The organism is Pantoea sp. EABMAA-21, assembly GCF_030053335.1.
GTDB lineage: Bacteria > Pseudomonadota > Gammaproteobacteria > Enterobacterales > Enterobacteriaceae > Pantoea > Pantoea communis.
This window is the reverse complement of the sequence record NZ_JASGBX010000004.1, coordinates 137,855-158,893: the sequence shown is the minus strand read 5'-3', so window position 1 is coordinate 158,893 and position 21,039 is coordinate 137,855. Positions and strand designations below refer to the sequence as shown.

The 21,039-nt window shown below is 52.8% G+C and carries 21 protein-coding genes; 16 read left to right on the top strand and 5 right to left on the bottom strand.

All coding sequences use genetic code 11. The features are described 5' to 3' along the window. Positions 1-7: 7 nt before the first annotated feature. Positions 8-580 carry a flavin reductase family protein gene (locus QMZ65_RS07970; protein ID WP_097119180.1) on the bottom strand — a complete coding sequence of 191 codons (573 nt, stop codon included), beginning with the start codon at positions 578-580 and terminating at the stop codon, positions 8-10. 259 nt (positions 581-839) lie between these two features. Between QMZ65_RS07970 and QMZ65_RS07965 the strand changes: the two genes are divergently transcribed. From QMZ65_RS07965 to QMZ65_RS07915, 11 genes are all read left to right on the top strand, one after another. Continuing rightward, positions 840-1,754 carry a LysR family transcriptional regulator gene (locus QMZ65_RS07965; protein WP_283215752.1) on the top strand — a complete coding sequence of 305 codons (915 nt, stop codon included), beginning with the start codon at positions 840-842 and terminating at the stop codon, positions 1,752-1,754. A 121-nt stretch (positions 1,755-1,875) separates the two neighbouring features. Continuing rightward, positions 1,876-3,303 (top strand): M20 family metallopeptidase, encoded by a 1,428-nt coding sequence (locus QMZ65_RS07960; RefSeq protein ID WP_283215751.1) that lies wholly within the window; start codon positions 1,876-1,878, stop codon positions 3,301-3,303. 17 nt (positions 3,304-3,320) lie between these two features. After that, the gene (locus tag QMZ65_RS07955; protein WP_283215750.1) at positions 3,321-4,913 is read left to right on the top strand and encodes an ABC transporter substrate-binding protein; all 1,593 of its coding nucleotides are present in this window, start codon (positions 3,321-3,323) and stop codon (positions 4,911-4,913) included. A 12-nt stretch (positions 4,914-4,925) separates the two neighbouring features. Further along, positions 4,926-5,996, top strand: coding sequence for an ABC transporter permease (locus QMZ65_RS07950; RefSeq protein ID WP_283215749.1), 1,071 nt, complete (start codon positions 4,926-4,928; stop codon positions 5,994-5,996). Next, the gene (locus tag QMZ65_RS07945; protein ID WP_283215748.1) at positions 5,993-6,928 is read left to right on the top strand and encodes an ABC transporter permease; all 936 of its coding nucleotides are present in this window, start codon (positions 5,993-5,995) and stop codon (positions 6,926-6,928) included. The genes QMZ65_RS07950 and QMZ65_RS07945 overlap by 4 nt, the downstream gene beginning before the upstream one ends. Further along, a complete protein-coding gene (locus QMZ65_RS07940; RefSeq protein ID WP_283215747.1) occupies positions 6,921-7,784 on the top strand; it encodes an ABC transporter ATP-binding protein in 864 nt (287 codons plus the stop codon). Before QMZ65_RS07945 ends, QMZ65_RS07940 begins: the two co-directional genes overlap by 8 nt. After that, entirely contained in the window at positions 7,781-8,545 is a 765-nt protein-coding gene (locus QMZ65_RS07935; RefSeq protein ID WP_283215746.1) for an ABC transporter ATP-binding protein, read from the top strand. Before QMZ65_RS07940 ends, QMZ65_RS07935 begins: the two co-directional genes overlap by 4 nt. Before the next feature lie 35 nt (positions 8,546-8,580). After that, positions 8,581-9,504: a serine hydrolase domain-containing protein gene (locus tag QMZ65_RS07930; RefSeq protein WP_160867600.1), complete on the top strand. Its 924-nt coding sequence runs from the start codon at positions 8,581-8,583 to the stop codon at positions 9,502-9,504. Beyond that, positions 9,501-10,787, top strand: coding sequence for an MmgE/PrpD family protein (locus QMZ65_RS07925; protein ID WP_283215745.1), 1,287 nt, complete (start codon positions 9,501-9,503; stop codon positions 10,785-10,787). Before QMZ65_RS07930 ends, QMZ65_RS07925 begins: the two co-directional genes overlap by 4 nt. A gap of 220 nt (positions 10,788-11,007) precedes the next feature. Next, positions 11,008-11,442, top strand: a complete 435-nt coding sequence (locus QMZ65_RS07920) for a hypothetical protein (RefSeq protein ID WP_097119171.1) — start codon at positions 11,008-11,010, stop codon at positions 11,440-11,442. Positions 11,443-11,447: 5 nt separating this feature from the next. Beyond that, entirely contained in the window at positions 11,448-11,996 is a 549-nt protein-coding gene (locus QMZ65_RS07915; protein WP_097119170.1) for an RNA polymerase sigma factor, read from the top strand. A 78-nt stretch (positions 11,997-12,074) separates the two neighbouring features. Here QMZ65_RS07915 and QMZ65_RS07910 read toward each other — a convergent pair whose 3' ends face one another. Continuing rightward, positions 12,075-13,094: an MBL fold metallo-hydrolase gene (locus tag QMZ65_RS07910; RefSeq protein WP_283215744.1), complete on the bottom strand. Its 1,020-nt coding sequence runs from the start codon at positions 13,092-13,094 to the stop codon at positions 12,075-12,077. Between the two features lie 156 nt (positions 13,095-13,250). Between QMZ65_RS07910 and QMZ65_RS07905 the strand changes: the two genes are divergently transcribed. Further along, positions 13,251-13,583 (top strand): gamma-glutamylcyclotransferase family protein, encoded by a 333-nt coding sequence (locus QMZ65_RS07905; RefSeq protein ID WP_034823962.1) that lies wholly within the window; start codon positions 13,251-13,253, stop codon positions 13,581-13,583. A gap of 170 nt (positions 13,584-13,753) precedes the next feature. Then, positions 13,754-14,542, top strand: coding sequence for an MBL fold metallo-hydrolase (locus tag QMZ65_RS07900; RefSeq protein WP_283215743.1), 789 nt, complete (start codon positions 13,754-13,756; stop codon positions 14,540-14,542). Here the strand turns inward: QMZ65_RS07900 and QMZ65_RS07895 are convergent, their stop codons facing one another. Next, positions 14,543-15,439 carry an ABC transporter six-transmembrane domain-containing protein gene (locus tag QMZ65_RS07895; RefSeq protein ID WP_097119168.1) on the bottom strand — a complete coding sequence of 299 codons (897 nt, stop codon included), beginning with the start codon at positions 15,437-15,439 and terminating at the stop codon, positions 14,543-14,545. It lies immediately after the preceding gene. A 90-nt stretch (positions 15,440-15,529) separates the two neighbouring features. Here QMZ65_RS07895 and QMZ65_RS07890 point away from each other — a divergent pair, with 90 nt between their 5' ends. Beyond that, the gene (locus QMZ65_RS07890; RefSeq protein ID WP_034823968.1) at positions 15,530-16,102 is read left to right on the top strand and encodes a TetR/AcrR family transcriptional regulator; all 573 of its coding nucleotides are present in this window, start codon (positions 15,530-15,532) and stop codon (positions 16,100-16,102) included. A gap of 19 nt (positions 16,103-16,121) precedes the next feature. Here the strand turns inward: QMZ65_RS07890 and QMZ65_RS07885 are convergent, their stop codons facing one another. Continuing rightward, positions 16,122-16,328, bottom strand: coding sequence for a hypothetical protein (locus QMZ65_RS07885; RefSeq protein ID WP_153012345.1), 207 nt, complete (start codon positions 16,326-16,328; stop codon positions 16,122-16,124). Positions 16,329-16,730: 402 nt separating this feature from the next. On the opposite strand from QMZ65_RS07885, the gene QMZ65_RS07880 reads away from it, so the two are divergent. Next, entirely contained in the window at positions 16,731-17,531 is an 801-nt protein-coding gene (locus tag QMZ65_RS07880) for a MetQ/NlpA family ABC transporter substrate-binding protein (protein WP_160833866.1), read from the top strand. A gap of 45 nt (positions 17,532-17,576) precedes the next feature. On the opposite strand, the gene QMZ65_RS07875 is transcribed toward QMZ65_RS07880, so the two are convergent. Continuing rightward, positions 17,577-18,686 (bottom strand): SDR family oxidoreductase, encoded by a 1,110-nt coding sequence (locus QMZ65_RS07875; protein WP_283215742.1) that lies wholly within the window; start codon positions 18,684-18,686, stop codon positions 17,577-17,579. Positions 18,687-19,041: 355 nt separating this feature from the next. Here QMZ65_RS07875 and kup point away from each other — a divergent pair, with 355 nt between their 5' ends. Further along, on the top strand, positions 19,042-20,910 hold the full coding sequence (gene kup, locus QMZ65_RS07870) for a low affinity potassium transporter Kup (protein WP_283215741.1): 1,869 nt from the start codon (positions 19,042-19,044) through the stop codon (positions 20,908-20,910). Positions 20,911-21,039 lie beyond the last annotated feature (129 nt).

Below are 21,039 nucleotides of genomic sequence, written 5' to 3'. Positions count from 1 at the left end.
GACGGGTTCACTCGACATCCAGCAGTGAGCCCGTTTTATAAAAACGTTTCCCGGCGATGTAATGCAAACTGCGCATCTCGTCTGGTGCGTCCTCGAATAACCAGCGCCCTTCTTTAAACACCCGGCTATCCGCCCAGGCACCCTTGATTTCACCGATGAACAAATCGTGGTCGATCTGATTTTGTTCGATAGGTATCAACTCGCAGTACAACCAAGCCGCACAGCCAACCACCAAAGGGAGATGACTTTCCGGTAACTGGAAGAACTCGACGCCAGCTGTGGCTAGCTTATCTGACTGCTCAGCGCGGGAATGCGTACCGAGATAATGAACCATCTGCGCCTGGCTGACGGTTGGGACATGTATAACGAATTTCAGGCTTTGCTCAATCAACTTACGCGTGAAGGTGGATTTATCCAGCACAACCGTCAATTTTGCCGGTTTGAACTCTAATCCACATACCCAGGATGCAGACATCACATTGTCAATCCCGTCATGGCGGGAGGAAACCAATGTCGTTGGGCCATGGTTGATCAGGCGATAGGCTTTTTCCAGCTCAACAGATTCAATATGGGCATTCATAGATTCATTTCATCGCTTAAATTTCAAAGGCCTTTATTGTCGCCTGGTCAAATCGACTTTGCCAATCTCCAGCCATCATCAGGGCAAATCCTCTGCACCCCACGAGTGCAGTGGTTGCTCCATCTTAAACGTTTAAGACGGCGTCGTGGCTGTGCCAGTGCCTGTACCGCCGTAATTAAGCCTGGCGCGTTTCTTGCGTGTAACAAAAGGTTTCCCACCGCTGACGTTGCTTTCCCATTCATCCAAAGAGGTCTTTGCTATGGAATTGAAATGGTTTGAAGATTTTCTCAGTGTTGCACGCTGTTATAGTTTTACCCGTGCCGCGGATGAGCGGCATATCACGCAATCGGCGCTCAGTCGGCGCATCCGGCAACTGGAAGAGTGGCTGGGTGTGCCGTTATTCGATCGTAAAACCTATCCGGTTACGCTCACGCCAGAGGGACAAACCTTCCTCGCGACCACCAGCGAAACGGTATTTTCCATGTCGCATCTGCGCAATGATCTGCACCAGCGCTACAGTTCGCGCACTGCGGTATTACGCTTTGCGATGCTAAATACCCTTTCTCTGACGTTCTTCCCTGACTGGATACAGCGATTAAATCTGCAGCCCAATCTCAGCTATATCCGCCTGTGTAATCAAAAACCGACTTTCGCTGAGCACATCTCCACCTTACACAGCGGTGAAACCGATTTTCTACTGACTTACGCGCACGATGCGGTGTCGCTAATACATCAGCTGGCGGCGTATCCCATGGTGCAACTGGGCCGTGAGCGTGCCATTGCCGTGTGTCGCCCGGATAGCAGTGGCAAGCCACTCTATCCGGTGCGCGCGGATGGCGGTCCGATTCCGTGGTTGAGTTATGGACAACATACCTTCTTTGCTCATGCGCTGGCGCAAATGCTCAGCAAACGCCCGCTTGCTCTTGAAGCGGTATATGAAAATGGTATGTCGGTGAATCTCAAAGCCATGGTCCTGGCCGGTGGCGGCGTGGCGTGGTTGCCATTGAGTCTGGTACATGAAGAACTGGCCAGCGGCAGTTTAGTGCGCGCCGATGACAGCAGCTGGGATATGTCGCTGGCGATTCGGCTCTATCGTCAACCGATTCTGCAAAATTCTCAGGCTGAACAACTGTGGCTGCGAGCATGTGCCAGCGAGACGGCTAATGCGGCCTGACATAAAACTATGCCGTTTTGGAATGGGGAGTGTGAATTGCTCATTGGCCTTACGCTGATGATTTACTCCATGCTGGGGCTTCAGAGAGACGAAAACCTGACCAACCAAGCTGGGGACTATCATGGAAAACAAAGCGTTAGTCTGGAAGTGGGTAGAAGAATATCAAGGGGTATTTTGTGAACTGAGCGATCGCGTCTGGGGCATGCCGGAAATTTGCTATACCGAGTATCGTTCGGTGGCTGAACACACCGCGATGCTAAATCAGCAAGGATTCCGCGTCACAGAAAACGTGGCCGACATCCCCACGGCGGTGATGGGTGAAGCCGGTGAAGGCGGTCCCATCATCGCTTTCCTCGGCGAATATGATGCCTTGCCAGGGTTGAGTCAGGAAGCAGGCGTGGCGCGTTATTCTCCACTGCCGGGCAACGGCCATGGTCATGGCTGCGGGCATAACTTGCTGGGATCGGCTGCCATGCTGGCGGCTACTGCGTTGAAGTCATGGCTTGAAGAGAGCGGCACACCGGGCCGCGTTCGCTATTATGGCTGTCCGGCAGAAGAAGGCGGTGCGGCCAAATCCTTTATGGCGCGTGCTGGCGCATTCGATGGCGTCGATGTGGCCATCACCTGGCATCCAAGCGCGCATCATGAAGTGGCAAAACCGCTTTCTCTCGCTAACACCCGCATGGATTTCGCTTTCAGTGGCCGCTCATCCCACGCTGCGGCTTCTCCACATCTTGGGCGCAGTGCGCTGGATGCCGCCGAATTGATGAACGTTGGCGTACAGTTCCTGCGCGAACACGTGCCGCAAGATTCCCGCATCCATTACGCCTTCCTCGATGCCGGTGGTGTGGCTCCCAATGTGGTACAGGCAAAATCTACCGTGCGCTATGCCATTCGCTCGCGCGATGTCCACGCGATGTTTGAACTGAATGAGCGGGTCAAGCGTGTGGCTCAGGGTGCCGCCATCATGACCGATACCGAAGTGGATATCAGTATCATGAGCGCGGTATCCAACCTGCTTGGCAATCGTCCGTTAGAAGAAGCGATGCAGCGGAATCTGGAAGCGCTTGGTCCGGTGCCATTTGACCAGGCTGACCTCGCCTTTGCAGCTGAAATTCAGGCCACGCTAACAGCGGAAGAGATTGATAACTGCTACCGCAAAACGGGTGTGAAACCCGCCGATCCTAAACCCCTCAGCGATTACATCATTCCGCTCGATACCCACGGAGAGATCATGATTGGCTCGACCGATGTCGGTGATGTCAGTTGGGTGATCCCGACCGTGCAGGCGCACGTACCCACCATGGCTATTGGAACCCCTGGTCACTCATGGCAACTGACCGCGCAAGGCAAAATGCCGGCCGCACACAAAGCGCTGGGCCATGTCGCGAAAGTCATGGCCGCGACGGCGGTGGACGTGCTGACCGACAAAATACTGATGGCCCAGATGAAGAAAGCCCATTTCGAGCAGGTCAGTGAAAAACCCTATCACTGCCCTATTCCAGATGAGGTGAAACCACCCATTCAGCCGCGCCCGGATACTCTGTAACGCCTCAGGAGAGATAGATGAAAAACAAGATGTTAACTGCCGCATTGACGCTGGCAGCGACCTGCTGCGCTGCAGCACAGGCCGCAACGCCCGCCGATTCTTTAGTGATGGCGTGGAACATTGATGCCATCAGTACCTGGGATCCGGCGCAGATTGGTGAAGTGGTCACCAGTGAAATCTATTCAAACACCTGTAACACACTGGTTGATTTTCGCGTCAGTGATGAAACGCAACTCGATCCTGCATTGGCCAAAAGTTGGGATGTCTCTGCCGATCGCAAGACCATCACCTTTCATTTACAGGACAACCTGAAATTTGCCGATGGCTCAGCCGCAACCGCCAGCGACCTGGCGTGGTCGATGCAGCGCGTAGTGAAACTGGGCTACGGCAATGCAGCCGCTATCAAGGAGTATGGCTTTGATAAAGATAACGTCGACTCACGCATTAGCGCGCCCGATGACAAAACGCTGGTGATGAGTTTCGATAAAGCTTACCCCACTAATCTGGTGCTTCAGGCGATTGCCGCCAATAACGTCTCTTCCCTGCTTAACCGCAAAGAAGTCGAAAAACAGGCAGTGGATGGCGATCTGGGACACAAATACCTTTCCACTCATACCGCCTGTATTGGGCCTTATCAACTGGTGCGCTGGAATGCCGGTGAAGGTGTGGTGCTCCAGGCCACCCCGAACTACTGGGGAAAAGCGCCGGTACTGAAGCGCATTCTGATTCGTCATGTGGCTGAAACCGGCACTCAGCGTCTGCTGGTGACGCAGGGCGATGTGGATATCGCCCGCGATCTCTCAGCTGACGACCTGAAAACGCTGGATCAGGGCGGCAAAGTGAAAGTGGAAAAAGTGTTGAAGCCACAGCTGTTTTTCTGGACCTTCAATAATGAAGACCCCATTTTCAAAAACGAAAAAGTCCGTCTCGCCATGCGCTATCTGATCGATTACGACGGGTTAGCGAAGAGCGTCATGCCTTATCTCGGCGTGCCGCGCGCCAGTTTTGTTCAACAAGGGGCGTTTGGTGCGCTGGATGCCAAACAAGGTCAGCCTTTCCATCTCGATCTGGATAAAGCCAAACAGTTGCTGACGGAAGCCGGTTATCCCAATGGTTTCAGTACGGCGGTGTTGTTTGGCACCCTGCCGCATTCGGCGCCAATCGCGCAAAGCGTACAGCAGAATGCCGCCAAAATCGGCGTGAAACTCAATCTGGAACGCATGGCTAACGCGCAGTTGTTCAGCCGGGTACGTGGCCGGGAATTCCAGAGCGCAATGATGGCGTGGCAAACCTCGGTGCCCGATGCCTACGGCAATGCCTCACGTCTGGTTTATAACCCTGACAATCGTAAAGAAGCGCGTGCCACGCAATATCCAAGCTGGCGTGCCGCTTATTACGATCCGCAGATGAATCAGAAAGTGGAAACCGCACTGTTAGAACCGGATGACACTAAGCGCGCTGCACTCTATGGCGATCTGCAGAAAGAGCAGATGCAAAAAGGACCTATGGCGATCATGTTCCAGATGTACAACACCGCGGGAATTAGCCCAACGGTGAAAAACTGGACCTGGAACGGTTTTCGCGTTTGGTATGGTGTCGCAAGTAAATAATGGAGGTGGCAGATGTCACAGGTCATGATACCCGTTGCACACAACCCCCCTTCCGCTGGCTGGCGTCTGATAAGACGCCTTGCTCGTGGGCTTGTCTCGATTGTTTGCACGCTACTGGGGTTAGCTGCCCTGACCTTCTTTATTGGTCGCTTACTGCCTATCGACCCGGTGGTCGCGATCATCGGCGATAACGCCAGTCAGGAAGCCTACGACAAGATGTTTCATCAGTTGGGGCTGGATCAACCGTTGTGGCACCAATTTGCCGACTACGTCTGGCAACTACTGCACCTCGATTTTGGTATCGCTCTGACCACCAGTCATCCGGTGGCGCAGGATATCGCGCGCGTCTTCCCCGCTACGCTGGAACTGGCCACAGTGGCGGCCATTATCGGCGTCGGTTTCGGTATTCCGGCGGGCGTGCTGGCGGCAATGTACCGCAACACGTGGTTCGATCATCTGATCCGCTTCGTGGGGCTACTCAGCTATTCCACCCCGCACTTCTGGCTGGGTCTGATGGGATTGCTGCTGTTTTACGCCACGCTCGGCTGGATTGGCGGACCAGGACGCATCGATTTTATCTACGAGTTCGATTTACATCCGGTGACGGGATTTTGGCTGATCGACAGCGCGCTGAGCGGAAACTGGGATATGTTCCGCAACGTGTTTGGTCACATCATTTTGCCCGCGTCGATTCTTGGCTTGAGCGCGCTGGCTTACATCAGCCGTATGACGCGTAGCTTCATGCTGGAACAACTGTCGCAGGAATACATCATTACCGCTCGCGTGAAAGGTTTGTCGTGGGCGCGATGTGTTTGGGGGCATGCTCTGCGCAATATCGCCGTGCCCACACTGACAGTGGTGGCCCTTTCCTGGGCCTGGCTGCTGGAAGGCGCAGTTCTAACCGAAACCGTGTTTGCCTGGCCCGGCTTTGGTCGCTATCTGACCAATGCCTTACTGGCGGGCGATATGAATGCGGTCGTCGGCTGCACATTGCTAATTGGCGCGATTTTTGTCGGCATCAATCTGCTGTGCGACCTGCTTTATCGTCTGTTCGATCCGCGTACGCGTCAGGAGGAAGCATGACCGATTCCGTCAATAAATCGATGCGCGTTAACCCTTCGCGTAGCTTACGCGCCTGGCTGCGCGATCCTTCGCCGCAGTCACCTTTTCAGGCGCACATGCAACTGCTATGGATTCAGTGGCGACGCTTCTGCGCTAATCACTCCGCGCTCTTTGGTTTGCTGGTGCTGTTGATCATTGCTGGCGCGGCGGTGTTTGCGCCCTGGTTAGCCACACACGATATCTATGCCCAAAACCTCGCTTTCCGCCTGCAACCGTTTTCTGCTGAACACTGGCTAGGGACCGACGAATTGGGACGAGATATTTACAGCCGTCTGCTGTATGGCGCGCGCATCACACTGTATATCGCAGGCTTAACCGCGCTGATCATCACCCCCATTGGCTTACTGGTCGGCACCAGTGCAGGTTATCTCGGCGGTTGGGTTGATACGGTGCTGATGCGTCTGGTGGATATCTTCCTTGCCTTCCCCAGTTTGATTTTGGCACTGGCGTTTGTTGCGGCATTGGGGCCTGGTATCGAGAATGCAATCATCGCGATTTCTCTCTCCGCCTGGCCGCCGATTGCCCGCCTCGCGCGCGCCGAAACTCTGGCCATCCGTAAGATGGATTACATCGCCGCGGTACGCTTACAAGGGGCATCCGCCTGGCACATCATCGTGCGACATATCATCCCCATGTGCCTGCCTTCTGTCATCGTGCGCGTCACCCTTAACATGGCGGCGATTATCCTTACCGCCGCTGGACTGGGTTTCCTGGGGCTTGGCGCTCAAGCGCCTAGTCCGGAATGGGGCGCTATGCTGGCTTCCGGCCGCGAATTCATGCTGAACAATGGCTGGATCGCTGCCATCCCTGGATTAGCAATATTGTTCACCAGTCTCGCCTTCAACCTGTTGGGTGATGGCCTGCGCGACGTAATGGATATCCGCCATGAATAATCTGCTTCAGGTGAAAAACCTCAATATCGTATTTCGCAGCGCGCACGGGGAGCACCGCGCGGTACGTGACGTCTCTTTTCATGTTGGACGTGAGAAAGTGGCGATTGTCGGTGAATCCGGTTCGGGAAAATCACAGACCTGCCGTGCATTGCTGCAGCTGACGCCCAAAATCGGTCGCGTTACCGCCGATCAGATGCAGTTCGGTGATATAGATCTGCTCAACAGCAGTGAAAAACAGATGCGCCAGATTCGCGGAAATCGTATTTCAATGATCCTGCAGGATCCCCGCTTCTCGCTTAATCCGCTAATGCGCATTGGCGATCAGGTGGCGGAAGCCTTCAGGTTGCATCGCCGGGTGAGTAAAAGCGAAGCCAGAGATCGCGCGCTAACGATGCTGGAATCGGTGCATATTCGCGACGTGGCGAAAGTGGCACGCCTCTATCCCCACGAGATTTCTGGCGGTATGGGCCAGCGCGTGATGATCGCGATGATGCTAATCCCCGAGCCGGATTTGATCATCGCCGACGAACCCACCTCCGCACTGGACGTGACGGTGCGCCAGCAGGTGCTGAGCATCCTGAATGAACAGCTGGCGCGGCGTCAAACCGGCCTGCTGTTTATCAGTCATGACCTTAATCTGGTCTCTCGTTTCTGCGATCGCGTGCTGGTGATGTACGCCGGGCGTATTGTCGAAGAGATTCGTGCCGAACGTCTGGAACAGGCGCAGCATCCTTACACGCAGGCATTACTTGCCAGTCAGCCACGTCTGCATCATCCCCTTGATACGCTGCGTGTGCCAACGCGTGATGCCAGCTGGCTCAATGGCCCCTGCTTTCGTGATGGAGTCGCAATATGAAACCTATTCCAACCGCACAACGCAGCATTGAAATGGTGGATGTCAGTATTGCATTCGGTCAGGGAGCACATCGGCGACAGGTGGTTGATAACGTTAGCCTGACGCTGGCACAAGGAGAGTGTTACGGCCTGATTGGTGAATCGGGTTGTGGAAAATCCACCATTTTGCGCGCGCTGGCTGGCCTGAATCACGATTATCAGGGCCATATTCTGTTCAATAATCGTGAACAGCAGCCGCAGCGAGATAAAGCCTTTTATCGCCAGGTGCAGATGGTGTTTCAGGACCCTTACGCCTCGCTCCATCCGAGAAAAATGGTGTGGGCCAGTCTGCGTGAACCGCTGAAGCTGCATGCTATGGACCACCATGAAGCGCGCATCAGCGATGTGCTGCATGCGGTCGGACTTTCCGATGCCTACCGTTATCGGTATCCCCATCAACTTTCTGGTGGTCAACGTCAGCGTGTGGCCATCGCGCGGGCCCTCATTCTCGAACCTTCCGTGCTGTTACTGGATGAGCCGACATCAGCGCTGGACGTCTCAGTTCAGGCTGAAATCCTCAATTTACTCAGCAGCATGCAACGGCAGCGCAGCCTCACTTATTTAATGGTGACGCATGATTTGGCGGTCGTGACACACCTGTGCCGTCGCATCGGCATCATGCATCACGGCAAATTGCTGGAAGAACTCAGTGCGGATAGCGTGCGTCAGGGCGGAGCACGGGAAATCTATACCCGCGAGTTTCTGGCGGCGAGTGAGGCGTGAACCTCTGATCCACACTAAAACGATGAGGCTTTGCCATGTTTGAATCACTTCAGCAACAACTTGAAGGCCAGGCCACTGCCGTGCTGCTGGTGGCGCAGGGTGATGAAATCCTGTTCAGTTACGGCGATGCTGCCCAGCGTTACCCCTGCCACTCGATGCGCAAAAGCTTTCTTAGTGCGCTGATCGGCTGCGCAGTGGCAGAAGGCCGTTTTGATCTCTCCTTAACCTTGCAGACGCTGGGAATCGATGACCGTGAAGGACTGAGCGTCAGCGAGAAACAGGCCACGCTATACGATCTGTTGACCGCCCGTTCTGGCATTTATCACCCGGCGAACTATGAAACCGCCTGGATGCAGCGTATTAAACCTCCGCGCCACCTGCATGCGCCAGGCGAAAACTGGTGCTATAGCAACTGGGATTTTAATGTGCTGGGCAGTGCCTACCGTCAGCTCACGGGAGAGGAGATCAACCAGGCGTTTGCGCAGCGCATTGCCGACCCGCTGGGGATGCAGGATTATCGCGTTGATCAGGACAGTTGGCTGGAACCCGGAGAATTTTCTGATCACCCTGCCTATCCCTTTACGCTCTCAAGTCGCGACCTGCTGCGATTCGGCCAGCTCTTTCTGCAGCAGGGGCGCTGGGGCGATCGACAAATCATCCCGCAACAGTGGGTTCGCACCAGCACCTTGCCTGTTTCGCATGCGGGCGATCGCGGGGGCTACGGCTATATGTGGTGGATCACGCGCGATGGCGTGGCCTGGCCAGAGGTGATCCTGCCAGCGGGCAGTTACTCAGCGCGTGGTGCAGGAGGTCACTTCTGCCTGGTGATGCCGCAACAGAATAGGGTGATCGTACATCGTGTTGACACCCGCACACCGGGGCAAGAGGTGAATCGTTTCCAGATTGGCTCGTTATTGCACAGGCTACTCACCGTATTGGACAGGGAGACATCATCATGACGCTCATCGAATCTCTGGCACAGTGGTGTGCCAATCCACCGCCCTTTACTCTTCGTGCTCGTGAACTGGCGATTGACGCCATCATCGATACCCTGGGCTGCATGGTAGCTGGCCGTAGCGACTTTTCTACCCAGGCGGTGCAGCAGGCATGGCCTCAGATACCCCGTAGCCAGGCGCTCGATGCGTTGTTCAACGCCACGGCCGCTCACGCTATCGACTTTGACGACAACTTTGCACCGGGCATGAGTCACGCATCGGCCGTGTTGGTACCGGCACTGCTGGCCGTGGCGCAAAACAGCGACGGCGCATCGTTGATACGCGCTTATTTAATTGGTCTGCAAGCACAAGCCTATATAGGCGAAGCCATCGGCTATCAGCACTACACTGCCGGCTGGCATGGTACATCCACCGTGGGTTGCATTGGCAGCGCGGCAGGTGTTGCTGCCCTGCTCGGCCAGGATGCAGCAGGGATTGCCCGTACGTTGAGCATTGCGGTAAGTCTGGCCAGTGGGGTCAAAGGCCAGTTTGGCACGCCTCTGAAACCGTTTCATGCCGGAATGGCGGCGCGCAATGCCGTTGAAGCCGCGACGCTGGCGCAAACCGGCATGCAAGGTCGTCTGGATATTCTTGAGTGCGCACAGGGTTTCGCGGAACTCTATGCCGGTCTGTTAAGCCAACCGTCGCTGCCCGGCGCTGAGCAGCATGTCATTGAACAAATCGGTGTGATGCCGAAAAAATATCCGTGCTGCGGGTCTACCCACCGCATTCTCGATGCGATTGCCGATATCCAGCAACAGCAAACATTGAAGATTGACGACATTGAAAGCGTGCACTGCCAAGTGGGGATCGCCAACTGGCGCAATCTTGCCTACCACCAGCCGCAGGATGAAATGCAAGCGCGCTTCTCAATGCAATATTGCGTTGCCATGATGCTCAGGAACGGCACGTTGAGCGTGCAGGACTTTACCGCCGCCAGCGTAAAACAACAGGCAGATGTACAACTGTTGGCGATGATTACCCTCGCGCCATGGACAGCGGAACAGGAGGCTGAAGACAGAAACTTGCCGCATATCCTCACTTTGCGTTTCAGGAATGGTCAGGAAATTGTCCACGCCAGATTGCGGGCGCGTGGTGCGTTAGACGAACCTTTCAGCACCGACGATCGCCAGGCAAAGTTCTTAGATTGTTGTGCAGCGCTACCCCAGGCAGAATTGCTTTATCAGCGCCTAAAGGAATTAGCGCAGCAAGCTGATTTAACGTTTATACGTCAGCTTATGGTTTAACCCTGACAGTATGGGTAGCAGCCATCGTTGGATGGATCCCGTTCATCGCAGGAGAATACGCTTCGGGAGCAGCGGTGAATCGGATCGGTAGAACAACACCGAATCACCGCTAAATTTATAAGCTCGGAAAATATTTTCACTTCTTTGGCAATATTCACATCGCTCATTCGTCTACCTCAGTACGAGCCAATATCGGCTACTGTAATGAGGAATAACAACAATGAGAGATTTCGATATGCGCAGACAACACCGCCGTGACCACCATTTTGGTGGTCATCGCATGATGAAACCGCTGTTGCTCGGCGTGGTGATCATCGCGGCACTTGGGCTGCTGGTGATGTCGCTGTGGAATGCCGTGCTGCCAGCCATCATCGGCGTGAAGGCGATTGGGTTCTGGCAGGCGATCGGGCTGCTGGTATTGTGCCGCATACTATTTGGTGGCTTAGGTTTCCGCCCCGGCATGTTCGGTATGGCACGTCGTCGCATGCACGAACGCTGGATGCAGATGACCCCAGAACAGCGCGAAGAGTTTATGCAACACCGCCGTGAACGTTCGCACCGTGGACGCCGCGATCGCTGTGACTGGCATGTCCGTCGCGATGATGCGCGCTCACCCTCCGACGAAACTCCCGCTAAATCGTCAGACGCAGAGTAAACGCCATGGCGCAGGATTCTCTGCTGATGTCCGCGTTGAACGCCTGTCGGGCAAAATTAAGCGCATTTATTCGCGGCCGCACCTCGATCCGTGAAGATGCCGACGATATCCTGCAGGAAGTGACCTACAAGCTCATGCAGGTTGAGCAACCGGTGGAAAATGTCGCGGCCTGGTTATTCCGTGCCGCACGCAATGAGATGACCGACCGGGCGCGAAAGAAGCGTGAACTGCCGCTAGCCGATCTGATGAACGGCGATGAGGAGGCGGATTTTCCCGAAGATGAGCTGGCTGAAACGCTCTTTGGCGTGCCGGAAACGCCGGAAGATGAGTATCTCAAAGCACTGCTATGGGAAGAACTGGAGGAAGCCTTAGCGGAACTGCCACTCGCTCAGCGCGAGGTTTTTGAAAAAACAGAGTTGTTGGGTTACAGCTACAACGACCTGTCTGAAGAGAGCGGCGTCAGCGTCCAGGCGCTGTTATCACGCAAACATAAAGCGGTGCTTTCCCTGCGTACGCGATTGCGCAGTCTTTATGATGAGCTTACCGCTGAGTAATGAAAACATGGCGTTTTACTGACTGAATCGTAAAAAGAATGGCTGCTACTTACCGTAAATAGCAGCCTATATTTCCAGTTACCACCAGACCGCTTCTTCCCTTGGTTGCACAATGTTTACGGCTTGTCCGATGACCGGTAAAGACAATTTAATTTTTTGCTCACGCGCCAGCGCCGCTATTTGTATCAGGGGGTCATTCCAGTGATGAAAAGCAAGATCGAAGGCCGCGTTATGAATGGGCATTAACCATTTTCCCTTTAAATCCTGAAACGCCCGGATGGTATCCCCTGGCATCATGTGAATATCCGCCCACCGGCTGTCATAAGCCCCATTCTCCAGGCAGGCAACCTCAAATGGACCGTATTTATTGCCGATTTCTTTAAAGCCTGGGAAATAGCCGGAGTCACCGCCAAAAAATAAACGAAACTCATCGGTGATGATGCTCCATGAACACCACAAACGTTTATTGCCGTCAAACAAACCACGTCCGGAAAAGTGCTGCGACGGTGTGGCGACAAAATGCACCTCGCCCACCTCCGTAGATTGCCACCAATCCAGTTGGGTGATCTTCTCCTCAGCCACTCCCCACTTCGCCAGCAAATCGCCGACGCCCAGCGGAGCGAGGAAATAGCGAACACGATCTTTCAACTGCATGATCGTCTGGTAATCCAGATGATCATAATGGTCATGGGATAAAATAATGCCCTCAATAGGCGGTAAATCGCTCAGCTCGATGGGTGCAGCCTGAAAACGCTTTGGCCCGAGCCACTGAAAAGGAGACGCTCGCAGGTTAAATACCGGGTCAGTAAGCCAATACTTACCTTTCAATTTGAGCAGCAGCGATGAATGCCCCAGTCGAAACACACTGTTGTCGGCTGCCATGGCGAGCGCCTCGGACGTGATGGGCTGCACAGGTAATTGCTGCTGAGGTACCGTTTCTTTTGGCTTGTTGAAAGCCAAATCCCAGAACATCTTCATATATTCGCTGAATTTCAACGGCTGCCGGGGAGCAGCATTGGTGAAACGCTTGCCATCGAACTGTGCGGATTGCGGATAACCCTTGATGGCACTGCGGGAGATGCCTGAACAATTCAACATTGATCTTTTCCTGACCGGATACGATGGCTCACAATACCGTGTTTCATTGAACCCTATATGGCATAACGGGCGGTCTGGTCATGAAATTCAACCTTCAGATGACTTTTCATTTCATGAGCGCTAAAGTCACTCTTTTGTTTGATTTTTCGAGGGAAAATGAAACCTTTATTTGTATACGGCACCTTGCAACCAGGTCATTCAAATGCGCATATTCTGGACAGTATCGGTGGAGAGTGGCTGCCCGGAACGGTCAACGGCATCTTCTATGAACGCGGCTGGGGCGCGGCAGCGGATTTTCCCGGCATTGTGCTGGACAACAATGCGGGCCTTGTCAAAGGCTCACTCTTCTTCTCAGAGCATCTGACCGCGCACTGGACAATGCTGGATGAGTTCGAGGAGGGGTATGATCGTGTTGATGTTGAAGTCACCACCCTCGAAGGAGAGAAAATCACAGCGTGGATTTATCAGTTACAGCCGCCACAGGCCTAATCTGCCCTGCTCTTTTCCAGCCTAAGCAAGCGCAACGCCCACGATACCTTGCGAAATGAGAATACATCTGGCTTCTGCGGCATAGGTATTCTCTGCTGTATGGGTTGCAGCACGCTCGCACTTAATAAGCCAGGCTAGAATGAATGCAAACCGCATCAAGGAGCATTCAGATGAGCAAACTCTGCACCGCCTGCAGTACTTCTTATGAAGATGATCCAGGCATCTCACATTGCAAAATTTGCGAAGACGAGCGGCAGTTTGTGCCTGTCAAAGGGCAGCAATGGCTGGAATTCTCGGCTCTGCGTGCCACACATCAAAATAAATGGCAGCAGCATCTAAAGGGATTATTCAGCCTGCAAACTGTCCCGAGTTTCGCCATCAACCAACGTGCTTTTTTACTGCAAAGCGCGCAGGGGAATATTCTCTGGGACTGCATTGCGAATCTGGATGACGCCACGGAATCATTGATACACGCACTCGGCGGTATTGATGCCATTGCCATTTCTCATCCCCATTACTACAGCACCATGCAAGACTGGGCTGCGGCATTTAATGCACCCATCTATTTGCATGAGGATGATCGGGAATGGATTATGCGCCAGAGCTCGCATATTCATCTCTGGCAAGGTGACGAATTGGATTTACTGCCCGATGTCACGATATTACGCCTGGGTGGGCATTTTAAAGGAGGCTGTGTAATGCACTGGTCGCAACATGATGGCGTGCTGTTGAGTGGTGATGTTGTGCAAGTGACACCCGGTGCAAATTCCGTGTCATTTATGTGGAGCTATCCCAACATGTTGCCGCTTTCTGCAGCTACGGTGAATACGCTCATTCACCGACTGGATAAGGTCACCTTCTCGCAGATTTATGGCGCTTTTGCCGGTCGGGAAATGACACAGCAGGCACAATCCATTGTCAGACAGGCAGCTGAACGTTATATCCGCTGCCTGCAATAATTAACCTGCCAGCCCGGTATTCACCCGTTTACCGATTTCTTTCAGCTGAGAATACTTTTCCAGCAAGGACGGGCCATCATCAAGGCTCATGGCAAACATCCATAAATAGGTCATGACCGAATAAATATGGCCTGCGCTCATACCGCCTTTTAAGGCCATCACGCTGATCGTGATGCCAAACAGCAGTGCGGAGGCAATACCAATCGACAAATAGCCAATCGCTTCGCGGTCAGACAAGCGAATCCGCACTTGCGCCAGAAAGTGATAATGGCGATTAAGCTTCTGTTCGCCTGCGGTACTGACAAAACCCACTTCCCGCTCCAGTCGATCATTCATCCGCCCGATAAGCGATTCATTTTTTCGTGTGTAGCCCGGCAAGAATCCGGCAAACAGCAGCAAAACCGTTAAACACGCCAATCCGGCCCAGGGTTCAATGGTGAGTAACATCACCACGGCACCACACATCGAGGCCGCGGAGGTGATCAACATCGGAAGATGCGTTTCAAAAAAATCCACAAACTGGCGTGAAAGCGTCACCCTTGCCGCAATGGCGGAATGGCTGTGCGCCTCTTCACGCTGAGCGAGGATCACGGGCACTGCCAGACCGGCATAAATGCGTGCAAAAGTGCGGGTGTCCATGGTGCGGCGCGCTGCGCCAATCAACCACATAATCATCACTAAACCGGCATAAAACAGGCCGTGAAGTGCGTTGCCATGCATGATGGCGTTGATCGCGAAACCCGCCAGCAACGGGTAAAGCAGGTAAACCACATTTTCAGCGATCACCAGCATCATGGTTAGCAGTAATTTTTTCTTATTACGTTTCGCCAGCACTTTCAGTGTATTAAGGGCGCTGCGTGAGGCCCCGCTTGATATATTTTCAGGTATGATTTGCATTAGATTACGTTCAAATTGCCACTTTTGAGCGGTTGCTCAAAAATGGCAAAAGTGTATTTGAGCACTTGCTCAAAGTCAACGGCGGTGGTGATGAAAGAGACAACAGCAGAATTGCGTGAAAAGATTCTGGATACAGCGGTGGCACTGTTCATCGAAAAAGGTTTAGAGAATGTGAAAACCCGCGAACTGACGACACAGTTGGGGTTATCCCGTAGCCACATTTATCACTACTTTTCAGGCTGGGCGTCATTGAGTCTGGAGGCGTGCGCGCGCTTCGCACAAAAAGATCTTCAGGAATTTACGCAGCAAATTGGAATGCTGCCCTTCCATGAAAGACTGGAAGCCTTTATTGCCGATTATCTGCCGCTGGAACCGGATGCGGTATGGCAGCTTTACAGCTCACTTTGGCGAAAAGCCACTACGGAAGTCGACTATGCCGAACTGGCCACTCAGGTAACAAAGCAGTGGCATGCACTGATGACCGACATCATACGTGATGGGATAAATGCAGGTGTTTTTCGTCAGGCTGATGCAGAACAGGTAGCGCGTCAGCTCAGTGCTATGCTGAACGGCTATGCGGATTTACTCATTGTGGTGCAGGAAGCTGAAGCGCGGGAACAGGCAATCAGCGATCTGCATGCCTTTATTAAACTCGCGCTTTGAATAATAGAAATTTTTCGATTCAGGACGTGGTCACTGAACTGTCCGATTTGGCGACAAAATAGTTATCGTGTTTTTCAATCGTGACACCGCGTTCACGCCAGTATGCTGCCATATTGAAAAACGCATCACTGGTTAAATTGAAGCCAATAATAACTGAAGGGTGTTTACCGCTACTCAGAAACGAGTTTAACTGCTCCATATCCAACGCTTTAACAGACTCCATCATCTTCTCCCGATCTATAACAAGATAATCTGCTTCAACAGATTATCTTGTAATTCTCTTGATGCACAATGCAGTTATATTAATATTACAATCTGCAAAAAATCCGATGAAGGATTGCGGCCACCCGCTTTAAAACCCGCAGATTCTCTGATTAATGAGATCGATCTCAGCTCTGAAGAGTGCAATTTACCCTTAAAGCGAAACGTAAAACTGTGGTTTTTCTTGATGATTGCTTGCTGAATATATCAACAACGCACAACGTCACTCACCGATATTAATTATTATTTGCTATACATCGGTGCTTTTTAGACCGGACGAAATTTCGACGAACGAACCATTCACGGATGTACAGACGTCCAGACGTATATTATAGTCCGTCTCCTACGTTACCCAGGGACTCGTACTATGAACAAATTACTCGTTACCACCCTTCTCGCCGCTGCGGTTTCACTGCTGAGCGCCTGCGACAACAACAAAGACAATGCCATCAAAGTCGCCATTAACACCGGTCCTGACGAAGCGCTCTGGCAGACCGTTAAACAGGTCGCTCATGATAAATATCATCTGGATGTCGATGTGGTGGCATTTAACGATTATGTACAACCGAACGAAGCCCTGTTCAATAAAGATGTCGATGCCAACGCCTTCCAGAGCCTGCCTTATCTGGAGATGCAGTCGAAAGAGCGTGGCTATAAGTTCGCCGTGGTCACCAACACGTTTGTGTTCCCGATTGCCGGCTACTCCCGCAAGATCAAAGCGCTCGATGCACTGCCAGATGGCGCGACCATCACCATCTCTAACGAAGCAACCACTCTCGGTCGCAGCCTGTTGCTGTTGCAAGCTCAGGGACTGATCAAAGTGAAACCCGAAGCGGGCTTGCTGCCAACCACGCTGGATATCACGGATAATCCGAAGAAACTTAAAATCGTTGAAGTGGATACCCCGCAACTGGCCCGTACTCTCGACGATCCGCAGGTGTATATCTCCATCATCAATAACAACTTTGCCGCGCTGGTTAACCTCTCCGCGTCGAAGGATGGCATGTTTATGGAAGGCAAAGCGTCGCCGTATGTGAATGCGATTGTGGCGCGCGAAGATAACAAAGACAGCGCGAATGTGCAGAAGCTAAAAGAGGCTTTCCAGTCGCAGGAAGTGCTGGATAAAGCTAACGAGATTTACAAAGGCGACATTATCAAGGGTTGGTAATAGCCGTTTAAAAGCCGCGCAACAGGCGTGTTGCGCGGCTTTTTATTACTTAAAATCCACTGCCATCAATTCAGCGATGGTTGAATCCTGTGTCGAGGTCACGCAGCGGTGCAGGTAATCAGTAAATTTCGAGGAGGGCGGCATGCCTAACTCCAGCAACTTCTCATTGCAGAACACCACGTTGAGTTTGGAGAAATGGCCGTAAAGATTCATGGCGCGCAACACAATCCGCTCATTGCACGGCCCAAATAACGACGCGAAGTTTTTCTTACTTTCGGCCAGCTCGCGATAATTCACTTTCTGATAACTCTCGCCCACGGGCACATTGCCTGAGGCTTTCGCCATCGCTTTATCAATCTCCGCGAAGGTGACACTGCTGTTGAGCCCCGCCGAAATGTGAATAATGCTTTTATCGACGTTTTCAGCGGTCAACAACAGCTCCAGCGCATCTGCACAATAATCCACAGGCACCACATCAATACGATCGTCCAGCTCACACATAAACTTACCCAATGTCAGTGCCATGCGGAACACCCAGAAAATACTCGGCGATGGCGTGCAGCCATGATCGGAATGGCCCACAACAATAGAGGGACGCGCAATAACCAGCGGCAGTTCGGGTAACATCTCGCTCATCATTTTTTCCACCGTGGCTTTACTCCAGGTGTACTCAACAATGTGCTGATCGCGCAGCGTATTCAGTTTGCTCTCGGTCACCAGGGTGTTAGCTTCCGGCGCACAAGACATTGCCGTTCCGACATGAATAAAGCGCTTAAGTCCGCTGACCTGATTCATACGACTGGCGAAGGTGAAAGTTCCTTCAACGTTAACTTTCCAGATGTAAGGATTCGCCCCAAACGAAGCCACAGCCGCACAGTTGAGCACATGTGTAACGCTATCCAGACGCGGGTCGCCAGTAAACCGCTCTGGTTCCGCGAAATCGCCAATAAGAATGTTATCTGTGGTCAGTGACTCCAACAGATTTTGTGCCACGCCAAATTTAGCCAGATTGGATTGCAACCGACTCAGTCCTTCGGTGGGTGAATCACCGCGCACCAGCAGTAACAGTCGATTATTCTCGCTTTTCTTCAATAAGTTAACCGTTACTGCTCCGCCTAAAAATCCGGTTGCGCCAGTAATTAAAATCGTATTCATAGTATTCAGCTATCAGTTGGTTTCTGGACGAAAACGGTCCATTGAGCGTGGCTTCGAATGTATGCCAGCGCAGATAAATGGCGAATAAATGCGATCTGCACAAGGTGAGGGAAAAAGCGGTCCAGTTAGCTTTCGTTTATCTCTGATAACCATCCGTCATTTTATTTCTCACCGTTCGTCTATTCTGAGATTAAAAAACCGCCGCGATATAAAAATGTCGTAAAAATTTCGCTGCCAGGCGTAAAAATGCAGGTCACAAAACCACCACCCGCTATTAACCGTTCGGGTAAACAGGTATGTTCGCCGTCATAGACACAGCCATCGCCGTTCCACGCTGATAAGAAACAGGAAATATATGAGTCAGACCGAGAAACAGTCTCTGCCTGCTGGCATGTTGGCCGCCGCAGGGATCGTGTTTGGTGATATCGGTACCAGCCCGCTTTACACCCTGAAAGAGTGCCTGTCGATCTTACCGGATGGATCAATCTCAACCACTGCCGTGATGGGTTTTCTGTCACTGATTTTCTGGGCGTTAACCCTGATCGTTACCCTGAAATATGTCTGCTTTGTCATGCGTGCCGACCATGATGGTGAAGGCGGTATTTTAACGCTGATGTCACTGGCGCGTCGTAACGTCGGTCCGAAGATTGGTCACATCATTATTCTGGCCGGTTTGACGGGTGGCGCCTTCTTTTACGGTGATGGCATCATCACGCCGGCGATTTCGGTGCTCTCTGCCATTGAAGGGATTGAGGTGGTATCACCCCAACTCGACAAATACGTGGTCCCACTGGCGGTACTCATACTCACGCTGTTGTTCTTTATCCAGAAACACGGAACGGAAAAAGTCAGTAAGGTGTTTGGGCCGGTGATGTTTATCTGGTTTGTTTCGATTGGCTTACTAGGCCTGCGTGGTATCGCGCTCAATCCCACAGTATTGCAGGCGCTTAACCCCAGCTATGCCCTGACCTTCTTACTGACGCACGAGGCTCTCGCCTTTGCCGCGATGGGCATGGTGGTGCTGGCCGTCACCGGTGCTGAAGCGCTGTATGCGGATATGGGGCATCTCGGCAAAGCGCCGATTCGCCTGGCGTGGCTGGTGATTGCCATGCCGGCATTGGTGCTGAATTACTTCGGTCAGGGGGCGCTGGTGATTGCGGATGCAAAGACGATCAATAACCCGTTCTTCAACCTCGCGCCGGGCTGGGGGCAAATTCCCCTGATAGTGCTGTCAACGCTCGCCACGGTGATCGCAGCCCAGTCGGTGATTACCGGCGTTTACACCCTGACGCATCAAGCGATTCGTCAGGGGTTTCTGCCACCCATGCGTATTGTGTTCACCTCGCATACTGAATCTGGCCAAATCTACATTCCCGTGGTGAACTGGCTGCTGTTTGTTGCGGTAACGGTGATTGTGCTGGCATTCCGTCAGTCCTCGGCCCTCTCCTCCGCTTACGGTATCGTGGTGACCGGCACTATGGTGATCACCGCCTGTCTGGCCGGCGTGGTGGCGCTGCGTAACTGGAAATGGCCACTGCCGCTGGCGGTGATTTTCCTGCTATGTATGCTGAGCATTGACGTGCCGCTGTTTGCGGCGAACCTGATGAAACTGCTGTCAGGTGGTTGGGTTCCGGTACTGATGGCGCTGACCATGATGGGGTTGATGCTGATCTGGAGCACCGAGCGTAATCGGTTAATCAAAAAATTGAACAACGATCCGGAAAGTCTGCAGGCGCTGGTGAAATCACTGGAAACCAATCCGCCCAGTCGTGTACCGGGTACTGCCATCTTCCTGGCGCGTAAAGAGTTTGAGATTCCACAGGCGCTGCTGCATAACCTCAAGCATAACCGGGTGCTGCATAAGCGCGTGGTGTTGCTGAACATCCGCACGACAGATACGCCACGCGTGCACAATCAGAAGCGCATCACCATCACCCAACTTTCGCCGTCCTTTTGGCAGGTAACCGCGGCATACGGCTGGCGAGAAGTCCCTTCAATGGCGGAGGTTTTACACCTGTGCGGACTGGAAGGTTTTGGCTGCACGCTGAATGAAGCGTCTTTCTTTACCTCACACGACACCCTGGTGATGAAAAAACGCCGCGGACTGGCAAGAATAAAAGGCGGCATCTTTCACTTCTGCCAACGCAATGCGCTGCGTGCGCATGAGCAATTTAATATTCCACCCAATCGCGTTATCGAACTGGGTGGACAACGCGAGTTTTAACAAAATGGGGCGTGCATGACGCCCCATTCAACTTATTGCCCTGCCACAAATGTAACCAGATGAAAGAATATTCCCGAAAGTTTAACGGAGTTGTGGCTGAACTTTTCTTAACAACTAATTAGCAATTAA

Coding starts and splice junctions, on each gene's coding strand:
- QMZ65_RS07960 (WP_283215751.1), top strand. CDS start 1,876: ATGGAAAACAAAGCGTTAGTCTGGAAGTGGGTAGAAGAATATCAAGGG.
- QMZ65_RS07900 (WP_283215743.1), top strand. CDS start 13,754: ATGAGCAAACTCTGCACCGCCTGCAGTACTTCTTATGAAGATGATCCA.
- QMZ65_RS07935 (WP_283215746.1), top strand. CDS start 7,781: ATGAAACCTATTCCAACCGCACAACGCAGCATTGAAATGGTGGATGTC.
- QMZ65_RS07890 (WP_034823968.1), top strand. CDS start 15,530: ATGAAAGAGACAACAGCAGAATTGCGTGAAAAGATTCTGGATACAGCG.
- QMZ65_RS07950 (WP_283215749.1), top strand. CDS start 4,926: ATGTCACAGGTCATGATACCCGTTGCACACAACCCCCCTTCCGCTGGC.
- QMZ65_RS07955 (WP_283215750.1), top strand. CDS start 3,321: ATGAAAAACAAGATGTTAACTGCCGCATTGACGCTGGCAGCGACCTGC.
- QMZ65_RS07910 (WP_283215744.1), bottom strand. CDS start 13,094: ATGTTGAATTGTTCAGGCATCTCCCGCAGTGCCATCAAGGGTTATCCG.
- QMZ65_RS07920 (WP_097119171.1), top strand. CDS start 11,008: ATGAGAGATTTCGATATGCGCAGACAACACCGCCGTGACCACCATTTT.
- kup (WP_283215741.1), top strand. CDS start 19,042: ATGAGTCAGACCGAGAAACAGTCTCTGCCTGCTGGCATGTTGGCCGCC.
- QMZ65_RS07925 (WP_283215745.1), top strand. CDS start 9,501: ATGACGCTCATCGAATCTCTGGCACAGTGGTGTGCCAATCCACCGCCC.
- QMZ65_RS07905 (WP_034823962.1), top strand. CDS start 13,251: ATGAAACCTTTATTTGTATACGGCACCTTGCAACCAGGTCATTCAAAT.
- QMZ65_RS07945 (WP_283215748.1), top strand. CDS start 5,993: ATGACCGATTCCGTCAATAAATCGATGCGCGTTAACCCTTCGCGTAGC.
- QMZ65_RS07915 (WP_097119170.1), top strand. CDS start 11,448: ATGGCGCAGGATTCTCTGCTGATGTCCGCGTTGAACGCCTGTCGGGCA.
- QMZ65_RS07965 (WP_283215752.1), top strand. CDS start 840: ATGGAATTGAAATGGTTTGAAGATTTTCTCAGTGTTGCACGCTGTTAT.
- QMZ65_RS07895 (WP_097119168.1), bottom strand. CDS start 15,439: ATGCAAATCATACCTGAAAATATATCAAGCGGGGCCTCACGCAGCGCC.
- QMZ65_RS07970 (WP_097119180.1), bottom strand. CDS start 580: ATGAATGCCCATATTGAATCTGTTGAGCTGGAAAAAGCCTATCGCCTG.
- QMZ65_RS07880 (WP_160833866.1), top strand. CDS start 16,731: ATGAACAAATTACTCGTTACCACCCTTCTCGCCGCTGCGGTTTCACTG.
- QMZ65_RS07930 (WP_160867600.1), top strand. CDS start 8,581: ATGTTTGAATCACTTCAGCAACAACTTGAAGGCCAGGCCACTGCCGTG.
- QMZ65_RS07875 (WP_283215742.1), bottom strand. CDS start 18,686: ATGAATACGATTTTAATTACTGGCGCAACCGGATTTTTAGGCGGAGCA.
- QMZ65_RS07885 (WP_153012345.1), bottom strand. CDS start 16,328: ATGATGGAGTCTGTTAAAGCGTTGGATATGGAGCAGTTAAACTCGTTT.
- QMZ65_RS07940 (WP_283215747.1), top strand. CDS start 6,921: ATGAATAATCTGCTTCAGGTGAAAAACCTCAATATCGTATTTCGCAGC.